The organism is Candidatus Sphingomonas phytovorans (genome assembly GCA_029202385.1).
Classification (GTDB): Bacteria; Pseudomonadota; Alphaproteobacteria; order Sphingomonadales; family Sphingomonadaceae; genus Sphingomonas; species Sphingomonas phytovorans.
The window spans coordinates 2,572,770-2,591,410 of sequence record CP119314.1 but is presented as its reverse complement, the minus strand read 5'-3'; the positions used below and the strand labels follow the sequence as shown (position 1 = coordinate 2,591,410).

Annotated in this window: 18 protein-coding genes; 9 read left to right on the top strand and 9 right to left on the bottom strand. The window is 62.9% G+C overall.

The features are described 5' to 3' along the window. Window positions 1–17: 17 nt before the first annotated feature. Entirely contained in the window at window positions 18–2,042 is a 2,025-nt protein-coding gene (paaZ, locus tag P0Y59_11830; protein WEK02335.1) for a phenylacetic acid degradation bifunctional protein PaaZ, read from the bottom strand. 18 nt (window positions 2,043–2,060) lie between these two features. Next, window positions 2,061–2,852: a 2-(1,2-epoxy-1,2-dihydrophenyl)acetyl-CoA isomerase PaaG gene (gene paaG / locus P0Y59_11825; GenBank protein ID WEK02334.1), complete on the bottom strand. Its 792-nt coding sequence runs from the start codon at window positions 2,850–2,852 to the stop codon at window positions 2,061–2,063. Window positions 2,853–2,998: 146 nt separating this feature from the next. On the opposite strand from paaG, the gene pcaF reads away from it, so the two are divergent. The 6 genes from pcaF to paaK all read left to right on the top strand — a co-directional run bounded on the left by pcaF (window position 2,999) and on the right by paaK (window position 7,922). After that, a complete protein-coding gene (pcaF, locus tag P0Y59_11820; GenBank protein ID WEK02333.1) occupies window positions 2,999–4,198 on the top strand; it encodes a 3-oxoadipyl-CoA thiolase in 1,200 nt (399 codons plus the stop codon). An 81-nt stretch (window positions 4,199–4,279) separates the two neighbouring features. Further along, window positions 4,280–5,287, top strand: a complete 1,008-nt coding sequence (gene paaA / locus P0Y59_11815; protein ID WEK02332.1) for a 1,2-phenylacetyl-CoA epoxidase subunit A — start codon at window positions 4,280–4,282, stop codon at window positions 5,285–5,287. Next, window positions 5,284–5,568 (top strand): 1,2-phenylacetyl-CoA epoxidase subunit B, encoded by a 285-nt coding sequence (gene paaB, locus P0Y59_11810; GenBank protein WEK02331.1) that lies wholly within the window; start codon window positions 5,284–5,286, stop codon window positions 5,566–5,568. The genes paaA and paaB overlap by 4 nt, the downstream gene beginning before the upstream one ends. Window positions 5,569–5,575: 7 nt before the next feature. Further along, the gene (gene paaC / locus P0Y59_11805) at window positions 5,576–6,331 is read left to right on the top strand and encodes a phenylacetate-CoA oxygenase subunit PaaC (GenBank protein WEK02330.1); all 756 of its coding nucleotides are present in this window, start codon (window positions 5,576–5,578) and stop codon (window positions 6,329–6,331) included. A gap of 5 nt (window positions 6,332–6,336) precedes the next feature. Further along, a complete protein-coding gene (paaJ, locus tag P0Y59_11800; GenBank protein ID WEK02554.1) occupies window positions 6,337–6,837 on the top strand; it encodes a phenylacetate-CoA oxygenase subunit PaaJ in 501 nt (166 codons plus the stop codon). Window positions 6,838–6,845: 8 nt separating this feature from the next. Then, entirely contained in the window at window positions 6,846–7,922 is a 1,077-nt protein-coding gene (paaK, locus tag P0Y59_11795; protein ID WEK02329.1) for a phenylacetate-CoA oxygenase/reductase subunit PaaK, read from the top strand. Between the two features lie 72 nt (window positions 7,923–7,994). Here the strand turns inward: paaK and P0Y59_11790 are convergent, their stop codons facing one another. After that, window positions 7,995–8,633, bottom strand: a complete 639-nt coding sequence (locus P0Y59_11790) for a TetR/AcrR family transcriptional regulator (GenBank protein WEK02328.1) — start codon at window positions 8,631–8,633, stop codon at window positions 7,995–7,997. Window positions 8,634–8,905: 272 nt separating this feature from the next. On the opposite strand from P0Y59_11790, the gene P0Y59_11785 reads away from it, so the two are divergent. Together P0Y59_11785 and P0Y59_11780 are read left to right on the top strand one after the other, a co-directional pair. After that, complete coding sequence (locus P0Y59_11785; GenBank protein ID WEK02327.1) at window positions 8,906–9,604, top strand: TetR/AcrR family transcriptional regulator; 699 nt, start codon at window positions 8,906–8,908, stop codon at window positions 9,602–9,604. Between the two features lie 49 nt (window positions 9,605–9,653). Further along, on the top strand, window positions 9,654–9,941 hold the full coding sequence (locus P0Y59_11780; GenBank protein ID WEK02326.1) for a hypothetical protein: 288 nt from the start codon (window positions 9,654–9,656) through the stop codon (window positions 9,939–9,941). A 91-nt stretch (window positions 9,942–10,032) separates the two neighbouring features. On the opposite strand, the gene P0Y59_11775 is transcribed toward P0Y59_11780, so the two are convergent. The 6 genes from P0Y59_11775 to P0Y59_11750 all read right to left on the bottom strand — a co-directional run bounded on the left by P0Y59_11775 (window position 10,033) and on the right by P0Y59_11750 (window position 18,367). Then, complete coding sequence (locus P0Y59_11775; protein WEK02553.1) at window positions 10,033–10,587, bottom strand: alpha/beta hydrolase; 555 nt, start codon at window positions 10,585–10,587, stop codon at window positions 10,033–10,035. Further along, window positions 10,529–11,209: a carboxylesterase family protein gene (locus P0Y59_11770; GenBank protein WEK02325.1), complete on the bottom strand. Its 681-nt coding sequence runs from the start codon at window positions 11,207–11,209 to the stop codon at window positions 10,529–10,531. The genes P0Y59_11775 and P0Y59_11770 overlap by 59 nt, the downstream gene beginning before the upstream one ends. 15 nt (window positions 11,210–11,224) lie before the next feature. Beyond that, window positions 11,225–13,393 (bottom strand): TonB-dependent receptor, encoded by a 2,169-nt coding sequence (locus P0Y59_11765; GenBank protein ID WEK02324.1) that lies wholly within the window; start codon window positions 13,391–13,393, stop codon window positions 11,225–11,227. Window positions 13,394–13,594: 201 nt separating this feature from the next. Then, entirely contained in the window at window positions 13,595–14,761 is a 1,167-nt protein-coding gene (locus P0Y59_11760) for a DUF5624 domain-containing protein (protein ID WEK02323.1), read from the bottom strand. Window positions 14,762–14,782: 21 nt separating this feature from the next. Continuing rightward, on the bottom strand, window positions 14,783–15,910 hold the full coding sequence (locus tag P0Y59_11755; GenBank protein WEK02322.1) for a hypothetical protein: 1,128 nt from the start codon (window positions 15,908–15,910) through the stop codon (window positions 14,783–14,785). 168 nt (window positions 15,911–16,078) lie between these two features. Then, window positions 16,079–18,367, bottom strand: a complete 2,289-nt coding sequence (locus P0Y59_11750; GenBank protein WEK02321.1) for a TonB-dependent receptor — start codon at window positions 18,365–18,367, stop codon at window positions 16,079–16,081. Here P0Y59_11750 and P0Y59_11745 point away from each other — a divergent pair. Beyond that, entirely contained in the window at window positions 18,366–18,620 is a 255-nt protein-coding gene (locus P0Y59_11745) for a hypothetical protein (GenBank protein ID WEK02320.1), read from the top strand. The two genes, P0Y59_11750 and P0Y59_11745, sit on opposite strands and share 2 nt — an antisense overlap. Window positions 18,621–18,641 lie beyond the last annotated feature (21 nt).

Sequence of the window (18,641 nt, the reverse complement as noted above, 5' to 3'; positions counted from 1 at the left end):
TTCTCTGGCCGATCCTCTCAGAGGGCGTTCATCGTGAGCAGGTCATAGGTCGCGACCATAGCGTCGCTGCTGTCGGTCACCACGACCGCCCAGCGAACCTCGCCATATTGCTCGTTGCGCTGTGTCTTGCTCTTCACCGTCAGCGCCACCCTGATGGTCTCGCCCGGCGACACGGGTTTCAGAAACCTCAGGCCCTCGAGCCCGTAATTGGCGAGAACGGGCCCCGGTGCCGGATCGACGAACAGCCCCGCCGCGAATGACAGGATCAGATAGCCATGCGCCACGCGGCCCGGGAAGAAGGGATTAGCCGCGGCCGCTTCCTCGTCCATATGAGCGTAGAAGGTATCGCCCGTGAAATGCGCAAAATGCTCGATATCCTCCAGTGTGATCGCTCTGGCGCCGGTTCGCAGCGTATAGCCGATCTCCAGTTCGCCGAAGCGGAGCCGGAACGGATGGGTGGTCGCTTCGGCTTGCGCCGAGCCCGGAAGCCAGCGTCGCGTGATGGCGCCGATTATGCGCGGATGGCCCTGCACGGCGCTGCGCTGCATATAGTGTTTGACGCCCCGGATGCCGCCCATTTCCTCGCCGCCGCCGGCACGTCCGGGGCCGCCATGGATCAGCATCGGCAGAGGGGAGCCATGACCGGTGGATTCTTTCGCGCTGTCTCGATCGAGGATGACGATCCGCCCGTGGAAGGAGCCCGTGCCGAGCAGGAATTGCCGCGCGACCTGTGGATCATAAGTGAAGAATGAAAGGGCGAGAGACCCTTTGCCACGATTGGCGAGCGCGATCGCGTCGTCGAGACCGTCATAAGGCATCAGCGTCGCGACGGGCCCGAATGCCTCGATATCGTGAACCTTCTGCGCGGCCCAGGGATCGTCCATGCGGAACAGGAGGGGCGATATGTACGCGCCTGATGCGGGCTCGCCACCCTTGATGTCGACATGGTCGATATCGCCGAACACGAGTTGGGCCTCGGTCGACAGTTCCCGCGCCTTTTCGCGGACATCCGCAAGCTGGGACCGTCCGGCAAGTGCGCCCATGGTGACGCCCTCCATGGCGGGGTCGCCGATGACGATCTTGCCGAGCCGTGCCTTCAATGCCTCTTCGGCGGCATCCAGCCATTGGCGCGGTACGAAGGCACGCCGGATCGCGGTGCATTTCTGCCCCGCCTTGACGGTCATCTCCCGTGCCACCTCCTTGATGAAGAGATCGAATTCCGGTGTGTCAGGACCGGCATCCGGCCCGAGGATCGCAGCATTGAGCGAATCCCGCTCCGCCACGAAGCGCACCGATTCACGCGCGATCACGGGATGTGCCTGCAATTTCATCGCGGTCCCTGCCGATCCCGTGAAGGATACCACGTCCTGGCAGGTCAGGTGATCGAGGAGGTCGCCGACGCTTCCGACGATGAGTTGAACGGCGCCCGGCGGCAGAACGCCGGCTTCGACCATGATGCGGAATGCGTGCTCCGCCACCTGGGATGATGTCGTGCCGGGCTTCACGATCGCCGGTACTCCCGCGAGCAGGGCCGGGCCGAGCTTCTCCAGCATGCCCCAGACGGGAAAGTTGAAGGCGTTGATATGGATCGCCGCGCCCTGGAGCGACGTATAGACATGCTGGCCGATGAAGCTGCCCAGCTTGCCGATCGGTTCGAAGTCGCCATCAGTCAGGATGACGTCGTCGGGCAGTTCCTTTCGGCCCTTTGACGACAGGGCGAACAGCGTTCCCGCGCCGCCTTCGATATCGATCCAGCTGTCGTTTCGTGTCGCGCCCGTCGCCGTCGACAGCGCGTAGAGTTCTTCCTTGCGAGTGATGATCGCCTGGGCGAGCGCCTTGAGCATGCGCGCGCGATCATGGAAGCTCATCGCGCGAAGCGCCGGGCCGCCGACCTGGCGGGCATGCGACAGCATGGCCGCGAAATCGAGCCCCGTGCTGCCGGCCTGAGCGACGGGGTCGCCGCTGATCGCCGACAGCACGGGCACCGGTTCAGTGCTTCTGACCCAGCGGTCGGCCGAATAGTTCTCCAGGATCTTCGTCATAAAAGCCTCTGCCAGAGCCTATCGGCCGGTAAAATGGGGAGGGCGCTTGGCCATGAAGGCGGCCACACCCTCCTGATAATCGTCGCTTCGTCCGAGCTCGCGCATCAGGTCGCGCTCGATCAGCAACTCATTCTCGAACGAGTTCAGCGCCGCATTCCGGATGGCGCGCTTCGTTGCGGCAAGGCCGCGCGTTGGGCCGGTCGCGAAACGCCGCAGCAGCGTGTCGGCTTCCTGCCCAAGCTGCTCGTCATCGACGCACTTCCAGATGAGCCCCCAGTTCTCGGCTTTCTCCGCCGACAACGGCTCGCCCGTCATCGCCAGTCCAAGCGCACGCGCTTGCCCGACAAGGCGCGGGAGAACCCATGTCCCGCCGGAATCGGGGATGAGACCGATATTCGCGAAGGACTGGATGAAGCGTGCGCTCCTGGCCGCGATGACGATGTCGCAGGCAAGGGCTATATTCGCGCCCGCGCCGGCCGCGACGCCGTTGACCGCGCAGATGACCGGTTTCTCCATCGATGCCAGCCTGAGGACGAGCGGCGCATAATAGGTCTCGACCGAATGGCCCAGGTCGACGGGCTCGGCACCCGGCGCAACCGATCGATCCGAAAGATCCTGGCCCGCGCAGAATCCGCGGCCCGCGCCGGTGAGCAGCAGCACCCGGACGTTCTCGTCGCGTTCGACGAGGTCGAGTGCTGCGGCAACTTCCTCGTGCATCTGCACGGTGAAGCTGTTCAGCCGCTCCGGTCTGTTCAGGGTCAGCCTCGCGGCACCGTCCCCGATTTCCAGAAGGATCGTGCTGTAGCTCATCCTGGCTCCTCTACGTTTCTTTTTATAGACTGACCGATCGGACAATTATTGGCAAGCGCAATTTTCGGCTCTAGGAGGCGAGGCATGTCGATCGATTCAGAAGAGGTCGCCAGCGCTTTTGGTGCCGGCGCCATGGGGAGAAGATATTGGTTGAGGCGTTCATCTGCGATGCCGTGCGGACTCCCGTCGCGCGATATGGCGGTGCCCTGGCGACGATCCGGCCGGACGATCTGGCCGCGGTGCCGCTCGCGGCGCTTGTCGAGCGCAATCCGCGCCTCGTCGGCAATGTCGAAGACGTCATCCTTGGATGTGCCAACCAGGCAGGTGAGGACAACCGGAACGTCGCGCGCATGGCGGCGCTCCTGTCGGGTCTCGGAGAAGACGCGCCAGGCACGACGATCAATCGCTTGTGCGGATCGGGCATGGATGCGGTTGCCTTTGCCGCGCGCGCCATCAAGGCGGGCGAGGCCGACCTCATGATCGCGGGCGGCGTGGAGAGCATGACCCGCGCGCCGTTCGTCATGCCGAAGGCAGCCCAGCCATTCGCCCGGGACAACGCGGTCTATGACACCACGATCGGATGGCGCTTCGTGAATGCCCGGCTGAAGGCGCAGTTTGGGATCGATTCGATGCCCGAGACGGCCGAGAACGTCGCGCGGGAATTCGGCGTGAGCCGCTCCGACCAGGATAAATTCGCGGCTGAAAGTCAACGCCGCGCGGCTGCGGCCCAGGCGAGCGGCCGCCTGTCGCAGGAGATCGTACCTGTCAGCGTCCCGAACCGGAAAGGCGATCCGCTTGTGGTCGAGCGGGACGAACACCCTCGCGAGACGACGCTGGAGGCACTTGGCGCGCTTCGTCCGATAGTGCGCCCGGACGGCACGGTCACCGCCGGCAATGCAAGCGGTGTGAATGATGGCGCCGCCGCCATCATCGTTGCAAGTGCGCGCGCGATCGATCGATATGGACTCAGTCCGCGAGCGCGCGTCCTTGGCACGAGCGTCGCGGGCGTTTCTCCCCATATCATGGGAATCGGGCCTGCGCCCGCCAGTAGGAAGCTGCTGGATCGGCTTGGACTGGCGGTGGACGATATGGATGTCGTCGAATTGAACGAGGCATTTGCAAGCCAGGGGCTGGTCGTTCTCCGGCAGCTCGGCATCGCCGACGATGCCCCGCACGTGAACCCCAACGGCGGCGCGATCGCCCTCGGCCACCCGCTGGGCATGTCCGGCGCCCGGCTGATCCTGACGGCGACGGAGGAGCTCGGATTGCGCGGTGCCAGATATGCGCTGTGCACCATGTGCATCGGTGTCGGACAGGGGATCGCGATGGTCATCGAGCGCGTGTGAAAGAATCCGTTCGCTCAATGCAGATAATTCATTGACCGTATGGTCGGTTAATTATATGGCCTGAAGCGCAGGAGATTCAGGATGTATACGACAGAGCTGGATAGGGTTGCGGCAGTCGCTCCGGCCGACGTGGAGGATTCCGCGATGCTTGCCGCGTTCGAGGCGCGGGTCGCGGCGGACGAATTCATCGAACCGAAGGACTGGATGCCTGAAGCTTATCGGCGCACGCTGACGCGCCAGATATCCCAGCACGCGCACAGCGAGATCGTCGGGATGCTGCCCGAGGGCAATTGGCTGACGCGGGCGCCAAGCCTCAAGCGCAAGGCGATCCTCCTGGCCAAGATCCAGGATGAAGGGGGGCACGGTCTCTACCTTTATTGCGCGGCGGAAACCCTGGGAACCAGCCGGGAACAGATGATCGACGCCCTGCATGCGGGCAAGGCGAAATATTCGACAATCTTCAACTATCCCACGCTGAGCTGGGCGGACATCGGCGCGATCGGCTGGTTGGTGGACGGTGCCGCGATCATGAATCAGGTCCCGCTCCAGCGGACATCCTACGGCCCCTATGCCCGAGCGATGGTACGCGTTTGCAAGGAGGAGAGCTTCCACCAGCGCCAGGGTTTCGACCTGCTCCTTTCGCTCGCGAACGGCACCACCGCCCAAAAGGCGATGGCGCAGGATTCGCTCGATCGCTGGTGGTGGCCAGCGCTGATGATGCTCGGCCCGCCCGACGACAATTCGCCCAACAGCGCCCAGTCGATCCGCTGGCGCATCAAGCGCGAGACGAACGACGAGCTGCGCCAGAAATTCGTCGATGCGACGGTTCCCCAGGCGGAACTGCTGGGGCTCACCATTCCCGATCCGGACCTGCGCTGGAACGAGGAGCGCGGGCATTATGATTTCGGCGCGATCGACTGGGAGGAATTCTACGCGGTCGTCCAGGGGCATGGCCCGGTGGCGAAGGAACGGATCAACGCGCGCCGCGCCGCGTGGGAAGCGGGGGCATGGGTTCGCGCGGCGGCCGATGCCTATCAGGCGAAGCACGCGCACGCCGTGGCGGCACTGGCAGGAGGGGTGCGGGAATGAGCAGGGATTGGCCCCTTTGGGAAGTGTTCGTGCGGGCGCGCGGGGGGATCGAGCATCGCCATGTCGGCTCGGTGCATGCGCCCGACGGTGATCTCGCCGTCCGGCACGCGCGCGATACCTACACTCGGCGGATGGAGGGGGTGAGCATCTGGGTCATCCGGTCGAGCGACATCGTGGCTTCCGATCCGGGGAAATCAGCCGCGCTGTTCGAGCCCGCCGAAGACAAGATCTACCGGCACCCGACCTTCTACGACCTTCCCGACGCCGTGAAGCACATGTGAGACAGGCATGAACGACCCGCTTTTCCTTGCTCTTCTCGAGCTTGCCGACGATTCACTCATTCTTGGCCAGCGGCTTTGCGAATGGAGCGGGCATGCGCCGAGCATCGAGGTCGATCTCGGCCTGTCGAACCTCGCGCTCGACCTGATCGGCCAGGCCACGCTGTTTCTCGATTATGCCGGCGAGGTGGAAGGGAAGGGGCGCAGCGCCGATCGGCTGGCCTTCCACCGCGATGCGGGCGAATTCCGGAACTGCCTGCTGGTCGAACAGCCCAATGGCGACTTCGGCCAGACCATCGCCCGGCAGTTCCTCTTCTCGACCTATCAACTGGCGTTGTTCGGCAAGCTTCAGGGCTCAGCCGACGCCAGGATCGCGGCCATCAGCGCGAAGGCGATCAAGGAGGTCGCCTATCATGCCGAGCTGGCGTCGGACTGGGTCGTCCGGCTCGGCGACGGCACCGATGAAAGCAGGCTACGCATGACGGAGGGCTTCGACTGGTTCTGGCGCTTCGTCGACGACATGTTTGCCCGCAGCGAGGAACAGGCCGGTCTCCAGCCCGAAGGCGTGTTGTTCGATCGTACGGCACTGCGGGCGGGGTTCGACAGCCGCGTCGCCGAACTGCTGTCCATCGCGACGCTGCCTGCACAGCCCGGGCGAGTCTGGCAGATATCGGGCGGTCGCGACGGGCGCCACACCGAGCATCTGTCACCGCTTCTCGCGGTCATGCAGGTCGTGCCCCGAGCGCACCCCGAAGCCGCCTGGTGACGGCCATGGGCGCATCGGTGCCGTCCGATTCTGGCCTGGCCGATCGTCTCGCCGAAGTGCTGGCGACCGTGCCTGATCCCGAAATCCCCGTGGTTTCGGTGATTGACCTCGGCATCGTCCGGTCGATCGAGACCGCCGGCACGCCAAGGGTCACGCTGACGCCAACCTATACGGGCTGCCCGGCCACGCTCGTCATCGAGGCTTCCGTACGGGCCGGGCTCGACGATGCCGGCTTCTCGAATGTCGAGATCCGGACCGAACTCTATCCACCATGGACGACGGACATGATCACCGATGCCGGGCGGGAGAAACTGCTGGCCTACGGCATTGCGCCGCCGGCCAGGAATGCGGCCCTGCATTCGTTGCGCGCTCGTGAGACCGTCCATTGCCCCCGATGCAACTCGGCCGGGACGCGTGAGATCAGCCGCTTCGGGTCGACCCCGTGCAAAGCGCTTTGGCAATGTGACGATTGCCTGGAGCCGTTCGACAAATTCAAATGCCATTAGGAGCGACGATGTCCACCGGGTTCCATGCCCTCGAAATCGCCGAGATACGTCGCGAGACCAACGATGCCGTGTCGCTTCGCCTCTCCGTGCCCGCGTCGCTTCGGGAGGCATTTCGCCATTCGCCCGGCCAGCATCTGACCCTGCGCGCCGAGCTTGACGGGGAAGAGGTGCGGCGGAACTATTCGCTCTGCACTGCGCCGGATGAAAGCGAGCTGCGGGTCGCCATCAAGCGCGTCGAGGGCGGGCTTTTCTCGACCTGGGCGAACAAGATGCTGACGGTCGGCGGCACGCTCGACGCGATGCCGCCGCATGGCAGCTTCACCTGGCGCTTCGATCCGGCACGCAGCGCCACCTATGCGGCCTTCGCCGCTGGTTCGGGCATTACGCCGATCCTGTCCCTGCTGAAGACGGGCCTCGCGACCGAACCGCATAGCCGGTTCGTGCTTTTCTATGGCAACCGGACCTCGTCCAGCATCATGTTCCTGGAGGAGATATCCGCCCTGAAGAACCGGTTTCTAGATCGGGTCCAGATCTTCCATTTCCTCACCGAGGAAGAAGACGGTATTCCGATGTTCAACGGCCGGCTTGATACGGGCAAGCTCGGCGAGATATTCGAGCGGCTGCTCGATCCGTCGGACATCGACGCGGCCTTCATCTGCGGGCCGGGCAGCATGATGGATGCGGTTGAAGGCGCGCTGCTCGCCGGGGGCGTCCCTGCCGCGTCGATCCTTTCGGAACGGTTCAATGTCGGTCCGATCAGCGAGGCGGACCGCAACGCGGCGGAAGAACGCGCCCGCAAGGCGGAAGGCAGGAAGGTACGATTGACGCTCGATGGCCGCCGACGCGCGCTGACTTTCGACGCGCAGAAGGGCTCCATTCTCGAGAATGCGCGCGCCGCCGGGCTGCCGGCCCCGTTCGCCTGCAAGGCGGGCGTGTGCGCTACCTGTCGTGCGAAGGTCGTCACCGGTGAGGTGGCCATGCACCAGAATTTCGGCCTCTCCAGGGAGGAGGTGGCGCGCGGTTATGTTCTCACCTGCCAGGCCGTGCCGCTTTCGGACGATGTCGAACTCGACTTCGATGCCTGAAAATTCGCTGATCCAGCGAGTGTCGGCATCGTCGCTCCAATCCGGAACGCCGCGCCCTTCCGGTTCAGAAAACTAACCGACAGCGAGGTTGAATGCCATGTCGGCGATGCTCTCCGGATCAAGCGGACCGGCCGGATCATACCAGTTCCCGGTCCAGTTGATCATGCCGAACAACAACATGGTCTTGGCGCGCGCCTTGCCTTTTTGATCGGCCAGTGTCGGGTCGAGCTCAACGAGCAGGGCCTGCACCGTATCGAGGATCCTGCGCTGTTTCGCGACGATGGAGTGGCGCTTTTCATCGGGCAGGTGCCTCAGATCGTTGAGGAGGACCTTTTGCGGCGCGGCGGCCCCGACATAGTCTTTCATGAAGAGACGAAGCAGGGTCTTCAGTCGCTGCTCCGGCTTGCCCTGGACGGCCATGGCCTGATCCACATCAGCGACGAGGCGGTCGATGTGGGAAGCCATGACGGCGTAGAGGACGTCCTCTTTCGAGGGATAATAATGATATAGAAGCGACTTGGACGTCTGGCAGGCGTTTGCCAGCTCGAGCACCGACGCGCCGAGAAAGCCATTTTCCGCGAAAAGCTGTGCCGCCTTCGCGACAATGGCCTCGCGTCTTTCTTCGTAATCAGCTGCCTGTGTTCGCGCCATTCTAGTATCACCACCGATCCAGTCACCTTCAGGACCTAGCAGGCGCGGACCCAGCGTCAACCGACGCCCCGGACCGACGAGGTTCGAGCCGGTGCGCCCTCCTTCCCGCTTTCATGTTTGCCGCCGACCAGTTGAAATCCCGGTCCTTGTCTCCGCACACGATTTTCCGTTCCTGCCGCGGGGTTACTCCGGCTAGATGGTGCCATGAACATTCGCGACCTCTCCCTGCGCGGTGCGGGCGCGAGACGTGTTGACAAGCGGCGGTGGAAGGCATCTTTATTGACGAAGTGTCATAATGAATGTCTGTTCAAAATTTATCCTGTGGCGGAACGATGAATAACGAAGAGAATTTCAGGACGAGGAACGCCCGCATCAAGCGGGCAAAGACGCGCACCCGAATCCTGGCCGCTGCCTTCGCCCTGTTCGAGGAACGCGGCATCGACGGCACCACCATCGACGACGTCCGCTATGCAGCGCACCTCTCGCGCGGTTCGATCTACAATTATTTTCCGACCTTTGACGCAATGCTGCGGGAGATGGCGCAGCACATGGTCATCCAGCTTAACAAGGAACAGTCAGCGAGTTTCGACGGATTGACCAGCCCGATCGAACGGATCTGCTGCAACATCCGTTATTCCATCAGGCGCATTTCCTCCGATCGTGTCGGCGCGGAAATCCTGTTGCGCGTACTGCCGCTGATCGGACCACCAACGCCGGACATGCGGCAGCACGCGCTCCGCAACATCACTGCGGCCCAGGCGGAGGGGCTGGTGAATGTCCCGTCGCTGCAGATTGCGCTTGAAATGGGCTATGGTCTTGTAACGGCACTCGTGCAGCGGGGTATGACAAGCGGTATCACGCCGAAGGAAATCGATGCCGGCGCGCAGATGCTCCTGCGATCCTTCGGTGTCGCCGACGAGAATGCCCAACGCATCGCGACCCTGCGCTTGCCCGGTCTCCCGGTCGAGCAACTGCGCCATGCAGTCCTTGACGATCTCAGCGGGGATGATCCGGAACGCGCTCTTGCCTGAGGCCAGGTGATCGCAGGCCAGCGAGCACCAATCCTCCGATAAGCGAGAGATGTTCGATCGCGATCCGCAATTCTTCGGTTCGCCGGGGCTCGTCGAACCGCCAGAAGGCGTGGCCGAAGGGGATCGTAAGAGCGGTAAAACCCGCAAGGGCGAATGCCGCGATCCGTCCATATCCCCTGACGTTGAAGATCAGGACGAGTGGACCGACGATGTTCAGGATGGTCGATGCCGCAGCGCTGAAGGCGGGAAACGGAACACCCATCTGGCCCAGCCCGGCGGCGAAACCCGTAGGCGAAAGCAGGCCGGCAACGCCGGTCGAAAGGAAGATTGCCGATAGAAGGAAACGGCAGGCAAGCGTTAGCCTGCCTGCCGCCAGACGCTCGTCGGCAACCGTCACCTGACTGCCGTGGTCGCCTCCCCCTTTGCCGTCACTTCGGATCATGCAGGAAGTGGACGATGATATTCATGGTTTCCTTCGACGACCAGGGAAGGCCGGCCATTGGATCACCGACGAAGGCGAGATCGCCATGGCCGGCCCCATCCAGGATATAGCGCGTGCTCGGGACGCCGGCGGCGCGTAAAGCATTGTGCAGCCTCAGTGTCTGGCTCGGCGACACAATCCGGTCCTGGTTGCCATGGAAGATCAGAAACGGCGGATCAGACCGGTCGATATAGGTGAGGGGATTGGAAGCGGGGGGAAAGGCCGTACCACCCTCGGCAAGATAGCGTGCGATCGGCGATCCGGGCGCAACGAAGCCTGCCATCTCGGGATTGAAATCCTCCGCCACATGCACCGTGTCCGACGTGCCGAACTTGTCGACAACGGCCTGGACGGCGCTGCTCTGGTCGAGATTGTCGCCACGATCGAAGTCCTTCACCCCGTTCGTCACGCCGACCATGGCGGCGAGATAGCCACCCGCCGATTCACCCCAGACCGCCACGCGCGAAGGATCGATGCCATAGTCGGCGGCGTGGGCGCGCAGGAATCTGATCGCTGACTTTACGTCGGCGACCGCCGTCGCGGAAGGTCGCGCCGTCCATGGCCGTCCGATACTGAATGCTGGCGACCACGAAGCCATTCTCGGCCACGAAGGTGCGCAGGTTCAGCCCGTTCTCCTTGGGGGCGATGACGAAGCCGCCGCCAGTAACGTAGATGACCAGCGGATATTTGCCGGGTGCGGAAGGGGAGAGAATATCCAGGGCGAGATCGCGCGCCTGGCCGCCCGGACCGGGGATGTGGGCGAAGGCGACGTTGGATACCGTCTTCAACGCGATGTGGCCGCACTCGATCTGATCGGCCGGGTCGGGCTTGATCACGGTACTGGTGCTCACATCGCTTGGCTTGACGCTTGTCGCCATCGGAATGGGCGGCATACTCGGCATGCCTGGCGGAGGCGGTGTCGCCGGGCACTGGGTGCCGGACGGGCCACCCGCGGGCTGGGCTTCCTTCGCATCCGCCACGGTTGCACTCCCCATCGCAAAAGCGGCCAGGCTGCCTGCCACGATCAACCTCTTTCTGTATCGGTTCATGAAAATCTCCAATGTTCGCTCGGCGGGGTTCGATCTGATCGCCAGGGTGTCGCGGGTATCGGTCGTGCCGATCATGAAAGCCTCAACTGGTCAGAAGTCGGCGCTCAGCGTGATCCCGTAGGTGCGCGGCGCGTCGTACTGGACGATGGCTGACGTGTCGGACTGGCCGAGTGCGGTGGTGACCGGTTTGTTGGTCAGGTTCTTGCCCCAGACCCTGATGCCGTACCGCTTGTCCGGCATTTTCCAGCCGATCGATCCGTCGAGCAGCGCATAGGCTTTCTGCTCGAGCACATTGTCGGGCTGGCCGAAGAAGCCGCTGTTATAGTAGCCGCCCAGATCGAAGGACCAGATGCCCGCCTTCGTCTCGCGCACATAATGGACGTTGAGGTTGACTGTCGCGTCCGGCGTGATCGGAAGCCGGTTGCCCTCGGCCGATACCGTCGACCGGATCGATCCGCCCAACGGATTGGGGGTGTAGCGATCGGCGTTCGGGAAGCTGGTGAAGCGATCGTGGAGGACGCTGACGCCACCGTCGATGGTCAGCCCCTTGGCCGGACGCAACTGGAGATCGAGGTCGACGCCGTAGATTTCCGCGCCGGCGCCATTGTAGATGAAGATGTTGTTGAGCTCGAACCGGCTCACCTGGATGTTGCGGTATTTGTAGTAGAATGCCGCGGCATTCACCCGGAGCAGGCGGTCGAACAGGTCGGACTTGATGCCCACTTCATAGGCATCGAGCTGTTCCTGCGCGAACGCCGGTGCTGCGGCGTTCCGGGCATTGTAGCCGCCGCTCTTGAAGCCGCGATTGTATGACGCGTAGATCATATTGTTGTCGTCGAGCTTGTGGTCGAGCGACACCCGCCATGTCGGCGCGGAGAAGGTCACATGCTGTGACGTGTTGGGCCCGAACGGGTTGATGACGACGCCGTTGATCAGCGTTGCCGCCGTCGTCGAGAAGATCGACCGGCGTTCGGTGCTGTAGCGGAAGCCGCCGGTCAGCTTGGTCCTGTCGCCAAGCGGCACGGTCACCTGTCCATAGCCCGCCCAGGCGCGGGTGGTGAGCTTGGCATAGTTGGAAATCCCGGTGATCGGCGGTGCCGGGGGAGGCGGGATCGCCGGGCCGCCAAGTCTCAGGACGTTCGGGTCGAGCTCGGCATCGGCGTTGAAGTAGAAGGCGCCCACGACCCACTGGATTTTCGATCCGGCCTCTGACTGGAGCTTCAGTTCCTGGCTGATCTGTCGGTCCTTGAGGACCGAGATCGTCAGCGTCTGGGCCGGGGTCGGCGTCAGGTCGGTATCGAACCCGATCGTGTATTCGGACTTGCGATAGGCAGTGATCGACTGAAGCTGGACTCCGCCCAGATCCTGCTGGATGTCGAGGCTCGCGCCACCGCCGTTCAGGCGCTGATAGGGGTCATAGTCGGCGTTGATGTCCCAGGTGCGGATATTGTACGCGGGGCCGAACACCGGGACCAGTCCGGGCGCTTCCTTCGAACTGATCGAGGTGTTGCCGATCCGGCGCTCGTAATCGAGCGAAAGCTTGATCGTCGTCGCGTCGGTCGGCGTGAACACCCATTTCGAGCGGAGCGCGAGGTCGAGCTTGGTGCGATAGACATCGTTGCCGGTCGCGACGTTGATGCCGTAGCCCTTGCCCTGGGTCGTCACCTGCCCGGCAATATCCGCAGCCAGATTCGGCGCGATGCCGCCGGCGACATAGGCGCTGCCCGTGAAGGTATCGTAATTGCCGTAGCCGGCGGTCATCTTCGCGGTGAAATCCTGGGTTGGATCCTGCGTGACGATCTGGATGAGGCCGCCCGTCGCGTTGCGCCCGAACAGGGTTCCCTGCGGGCCCTTCAGCACTTCGATCCGGGCAACGTTGTTGAGGGAAAGCAGCGAGCCCGGCTGCGACGCCATGTAGACGCCGTCGATATACACGGCGACGGAATTCTCCAGTCCAGCGCCGCCCGCCGAGGTGCCGATGCCGCGAATGTGCGGCGACACGAAGCCGGTCGAAGCCTGGATATAGAGACCCGGCGTGATCGTGTTGAGCTTGGTGACGTCCGACACGCCCGATGCTGCCAACTGCTCGGCCGACAATGCTGTGATCGCGATCGGCACGTCCTGAAGGCGCTCGGCCCGGCGTTGCGCCGTCACGATGATGTCGGGCGCCGCGTCGGTGCTCGGCGCATCCTGTGCGATCGCCTCGCAAGGCACCAGGCATATCCACGCTGTCGATACCGCCAGCCAGGCCTTCTTCATGGTCTCTCTCCCTCTAAGGCCGCCATTGCGGCTCGATTTATATAATGGAGTAATGTCATAATGGATAATCGTCAATATGACATATGTCAAATATCAGATGCCTGCCGTCCCGGGGGGGACGTGTCCGAATCCGGCACTGGAATCGCTTGGTGACCGATCAGCCAGCGGTGTCGGGCACAAGGCCGCCGACACCGCCGCGCATCAGACTTTCGGGTATGAAATGTGGGTAAAGCCTGGAATCTCGACCAGGTCGGGCCTGTTGCCGTTGGCGCACAACTGGTCGATCATGAACTGCGATCCCGCCATCGCGATCTGCTGCGCTGGGTCCTCCATGACATAGCGCAGCCGGGTCACGATCGCGCGCCGGTCATTGACCGATCTGACCATCGGGATTTCGGAAACGATCCGCGTCTCGGGGTCAACGACCGGGGGCGCCTCGACCGGTTTTTTGTACGCTGGATAATCCGGCCACATCAGGCGGCTCATCTCGACGGAGGAGCGGGAACTGTACCAGATCTGCCGGTAATCGGCCTCGATCCGCGCGCACGCTTCCGGACCGGTGAGCTCGCTCAGGGCAAGGCTTGGGGCGTGCGGCGCGATCAGCAGCCGCTCGGGATCGAGTTTTCGTGCCGACGTCTGATAGAGCAGGTGGCACATGCTGTTCGTCTGCCAGGTGACCCCGGCGGTGGGCCGGCCGGCACGCCCGCTGATCATCACCATGAGGCGGTCCCAGCGAATATCCTGCGCGTGCAGCCAATTTATGATCCGGTACCCCGTATCGAGAAAGACAAGGGCAAAGGTGGCCGCCATCATGTCGTTGAACGGCACGGGCAGGGCATCCGGGCCATCGCCCTCGAGCAGGTTCGCCTGCAGATACTCGAAATCGAAAAGCGCCGGATCTGCGAGCGCCTTTTCGAGATAGTCGGCGGTGGTCGCGCAGGTATAGTCAACGAGATCAGAGATCTTGTCTTCGAGGCCCGACCAGGCCTCGACCGCGACCGTGTCGCGCCAGTAAGCCCCGCTATTGGCGGCCCTTGTGGTGCGGCACTGGGCAATGAGGTCGCGTGCATCGCGTTCCCACCCGTCACACCCCGTCTCCCGGAGCCGGGCGAGATAGGGAATGGCGATACCAAGGTGCGAGACGCCGGTGAGCTCGAAGAAGCCCCGCGTCGACAGGCGAAAGCTTTCCGTCACCGGAGGCCGGCCGGATCCGGGAAAGAATACCAGGTCGCTTCCCGTCGCGACGAGGAGGGGATCGTCGGCGTTGACCGCCCCGAGTTGTCGCTGAAGGTGAGTCCCGATGCTGTCCTGGGTCGAGGTGAAGAGCTCGTAAAGTTTCTTGAATTCAGGGTCGGTTTCGTAACGCATCGTCTCGTCCCCTATTCTCGCTCAGGCCCGGTCCAGCGACAGTTCGTAGATCACCATGTCCTGCCGGTATCGGACATCGGGTGTCAGGCTGTCGGAGACCACCAGATAGTCTCTTCCATCCGCCCGGAAATGACTTGCATCGGTGCCGCCGAAGGTCGGAAATTCCTCGATCAGCTCGAATTTTCCGTCGGCCCATTTGAACAGCTGCGATGTGAGTGTCGTCTTGGGATCGGCAGGGGTGCCTTCGATGAAGCATATTCTCACGAGGAAGAGGCCGTGGTCGCTGTCGATCAGTTCGAATTCGCGGCCTCCCGCGCCGCCGAGCGACTGGTGGGCGACGAACAATTCACCGTTCCAGCGATAGAGCGTCGATACGCCGCCAATCGCGGCAAAGGCGAGCCAGTCGGAACCGTCACGCCTGAAATGGAGAAAGGATCGCCCCGTTTGTTCGGCGAAGGACTGGTAGGGCACGAAGGATGCCCCGTCCCAGCGGTAAATGAGACTCGGTGAGATATGATCCGCATAGGCGAGGAAGTGGTGACCATCGATCTCGAAGTCGCACCAATTATATCCCCAGCGCCCACCCAGGACCTGGAACTCGATCCATTTGCCGTTGATCCGTTCGAACAGGACCGATCGGCCGTGCCCCTCGGGCGACAGGTGGGGAAGGGTGAGGCCCTGTGCCAGCGCGAGGAATTCCCGGCCGTCGAGCGAGAAATGATGCCACTGTTTTGCCGCGAAGGTCGGTACCGTCTCGTCAAGCGTCCACTCCCCGTCGACCTCCCGATAGATCAGTGAGGTCGTGTTCGGCTGATAGGGCCCGCTTCCAGTGCGCAGATTGGCAAAGGCGAGATAGGTGCCCTCGCCGTTGTTGAAGCAAAGCGCGTCCTCGCCGCCCGGGCTGGGAAGGCGCCCATGTTCGACGAAGCGTCCGTCATTCCAGCGGTAGAGGATCGCGTCCACGTCGGAATTGCCGGCATTCATGTGCGGAGCCTGGCCCGGGATATCCTCGGCGAGCTGAGGCACGACAAGGTTCACTGTGTCTCCAAGCGTGAAGATGTGCGCGCACCGCGCGCCCGACGTGGCGAGCCGCTGGTGGACCGCGAGGATCTTTGCCTCGGCCGCCAGAAAATCGCTGTCCTGCTGCATCGAACCAGTTCCTTCTCGTCTCTCGTTCAAAAGATCATCAACCCGGCGGGGCTTCTTCCGGCAATCCCGTTCGACGAACGGAGAAAGGCTATCTGGCGGCTCCGGAATGCTCCAGAGCCGCCTGCGGGCCTGCTTGTGGTTGTGGTTGTGGTTTCCGGCTGCCCGCCATCATTCTCCAAACAGGAGCTTGACCGTGACGCCTGCCGTCCTGGGGTCGGCCACCAGGCCAACCCGTGTTGTCGTCTTGTTGTAGTCCGGAATGGCGCCGCCGCCGGTATAATAGACTTCGTTGGTGAGGTTCCGGATCCAGCCGCTGAAATCCCAGCGTCCATTGGCGGAGGTCCAGCCGATCCTGGCATCGACCACGGTGTAGGAATTGGCGCGGAGCGTCAGCTCGTTCGTCAGGGTGTTGCCCTTGAACGTCCCGTCCGCTCCTATCCTCACCTTGGAACCGTTGCCGAACCTGTGCTCATATTGCGCACCGAGCGTTGCCGTATATCTGGGAATGTTCGGCAGGCGCTTGCCGTTGAGGTCGAGGATATAGAAGGGTGGCCCGTCGGTGATCGACGGATCGAACGCCTCGATCGCATAGTTCCTGAAGGTCGCGTCGAGCAGCGAGAGGCTGCCGTTGATGTTCAGGCCCGGCAGTGGCTGAGCCCAGCCTTCGAGTTCGAAACCCTTGATGCGCGCGTCGGCGGCGTTGTTGGTGATGATCAGGCCTTGCTGGTTTACGCCCGAGACCTGCAGGTCATTGAATTTGATGTAGAAGGCGGCGGCGTTGAGCCGCAGGCGACGGTCGAGCAGGTCAGCCTTGACGCCAACCTCGAAATTGTCGGCGACCTCCGGGTTGAAGGCTTCGGTGTCCGCTGCCGTTCCCGCCTGGCCGTTGAAACCACCGCTCTTGAAGCCGCGCGCATAGCTCGCATAGGTGTGGATGTTGCCGTTCGGCGCAAACTCCAGGACGAACTTGGGCGTGAGACTGTGCCAGGTCTTGCTCCGCGATGCCCGGAAATCGCCATCAGGCATGAACAGGGAAAAGGGATCGCCGCCCGGCACGTTCGCGACGCTGGTCGCGTCGAGGTCGAAGCTCTTGTTCTCGCTGGTGTAGCGCAGGCCCGCGGTCGCGCTCAGCCGGTCGGCGATATCATACTTGATTTCGCCAAAGGCCGCGAAGCTGTCGGTGTTGACCCGCTGCAGGAAGCTCGTCGTGCTGTTCTGATAGTCGGGCGAGCCAGGCCCCAGGATCCCATCGTCGGGATCGTCGGGTTTGCCGGCATCGCATGGCTGGCTGCCGGGTGTGCAGCCGTGCAGGAAAATCTGCTGATCGCGCCTGCCCTGCTCGTGGAACCAATAGAGACCTCCCGACCAATGGAGCTTGCCACCTGCCGAGAGTGGTCCGGCATCGTCGGAGACGAAACGCAGCTCCTGGCTCGTCGCCCAGGTCTTCTGGGTTGCCGAGAAGTTGTTTTGCAGCGCGGCCGTGCGATCGACGTCCTCGACATTGTAGCTGCGTTCGCTGCGATAGGCGGAAAGGAAGGAGATGGTTCCGGCATCGGCCTTGCGGTCGACCCTCAGCACGCCGCCCCATTGGCGAATGCCCTGTTCGCCTTCGGTTTCGCTCCTGCCGCTGCGAATATCCTTTTCCTGGGTGGGGTAGGGGCCCTCGAGGAAGTCGCGGACGATGAGAGGCGTTCCGGGCACATCGGCGATGATGCTCTTGAGAACGCCGTGCTGGTCGACCTTGGAATAATCGGCCACCAGATTGATTTCCCAATCCTCGTTGGGCGTGAAGCGGACCGACCCGCGCAGCGCCTGGGAATCGATGCCGTTCGCGCGCCGGCCGGTGGTGAGATTGCGGTATGCGCCATCCGTATGGAGCGAGAAACCGGCGATCCGGGCGGACAGCTTGTCCTCGACGACCGGAGCACCTACCGCGGCTTCGAACTGGCGGCGGCCGAGCCCGCCGAGTTCGGCGAGGACATAGCCGTCCAGATGATCGGTCGGTTTGCGCGTGATGATATTGATGACCCCGCCGACGGCGTTCTTGCCGTAGAGCGTTCCCTGGGGGCCGCGCAGCACCTCGACGCGCTCGATATCGAAAAGCGCTGCGTTGGCCTCGCCCGACTGCGGAATATAGGCATCGTTGATGTTGACCGCGACGCCCGAATCCGTCGTCAGATCCTCATTGGATTTGCCGATGCCGCGAATGATATATTCTTCGTTGTTGATCTGTTCGGAATAGATCTGGAGGCTCGGCGCGATGCGCGACAGTCCCTCGACCGATACGATGCCCTGGCTTTCGAGCCTGGCGCCATCAAAGGCGCTGATTGCGATCGGCGTATCCTGCACCGAACTCTTGCGGCGTTCCGCAGTGACGATGATGTCGGCGATGCCTTGCTCTTCCCGCTCGGATTCGGGCGGGTTCACGGTCTGGGCTTCCGCGATCGGCGACATCATGGAGCCAATCAGGAAGATCGGCGCAGACCTCCCGATCGAACGTGAAAATGATCTCTTCAGCTGGTGCATCGTAACTTCCTCTCCCGAACAGGCGCGCTGCGATTTTCGTCTGTCCGGAATGGGCGGGATCGTTGCGATCAGGGCCGATAGCCTGGCCTGCAGTCGCAACGGTACCAGCGGCATTCACGGGCTGACCCGGCGGCGTCTTCGTCTGGATAGGGGAAGGAGGTTGATCTGCGCCAATTCAATGTGAAGGGCCAATTGTTTTAAATAA

Coding starts and splice junctions, on each gene's coding strand:
- paaZ (WEK02335.1), bottom strand. CDS start 2,042: ATGACGAAGATCCTGGAGAACTATTCGGCCGACCGCTGGGTCAGAAGC.
- paaG (WEK02334.1), bottom strand. CDS start 2,852: ATGAGCTACAGCACGATCCTTCTGGAAATCGGGGACGGTGCCGCGAGG.
- paaA (WEK02332.1), top strand. CDS start 4,280: ATGTATACGACAGAGCTGGATAGGGTTGCGGCAGTCGCTCCGGCCGAC.
- paaB (WEK02331.1), top strand. CDS start 5,284: ATGAGCAGGGATTGGCCCCTTTGGGAAGTGTTCGTGCGGGCGCGCGGG.
- paaC (WEK02330.1), top strand. CDS start 5,576: ATGAACGACCCGCTTTTCCTTGCTCTTCTCGAGCTTGCCGACGATTCA.
- paaJ (WEK02554.1), top strand. CDS start 6,337: ATGGGCGCATCGGTGCCGTCCGATTCTGGCCTGGCCGATCGTCTCGCC.
- paaK (WEK02329.1), top strand. CDS start 6,846: ATGTCCACCGGGTTCCATGCCCTCGAAATCGCCGAGATACGTCGCGAG.
- P0Y59_11785 (WEK02327.1), top strand. CDS start 8,906: ATGAATAACGAAGAGAATTTCAGGACGAGGAACGCCCGCATCAAGCGG.
- P0Y59_11780 (WEK02326.1), top strand. CDS start 9,654: ATGTTCGATCGCGATCCGCAATTCTTCGGTTCGCCGGGGCTCGTCGAA.
- P0Y59_11770 (WEK02325.1), bottom strand. CDS start 11,209: ATGATCGGCACGACCGATACCCGCGACACCCTGGCGATCAGATCGAAC.
- P0Y59_11765 (WEK02324.1), bottom strand. CDS start 13,393: ATGAAGAAGGCCTGGCTGGCGGTATCGACAGCGTGGATATGCCTGGTG.
- P0Y59_11760 (WEK02323.1), bottom strand. CDS start 14,761: ATGCGTTACGAAACCGACCCTGAATTCAAGAAACTTTACGAGCTCTTC.
- P0Y59_11755 (WEK02322.1), bottom strand. CDS start 15,910: ATGCAGCAGGACAGCGATTTTCTGGCGGCCGAGGCAAAGATCCTCGCG.
- P0Y59_11745 (WEK02320.1), top strand. CDS start 18,366: ATGGAGCCAATCAGGAAGATCGGCGCAGACCTCCCGATCGAACGTGAA.
- P0Y59_11750 (WEK02321.1), bottom strand. CDS start 18,367: ATGATGTCGCCGATCGCGGAAGCCCAGACCGTGAACCCGCCCGAATCC.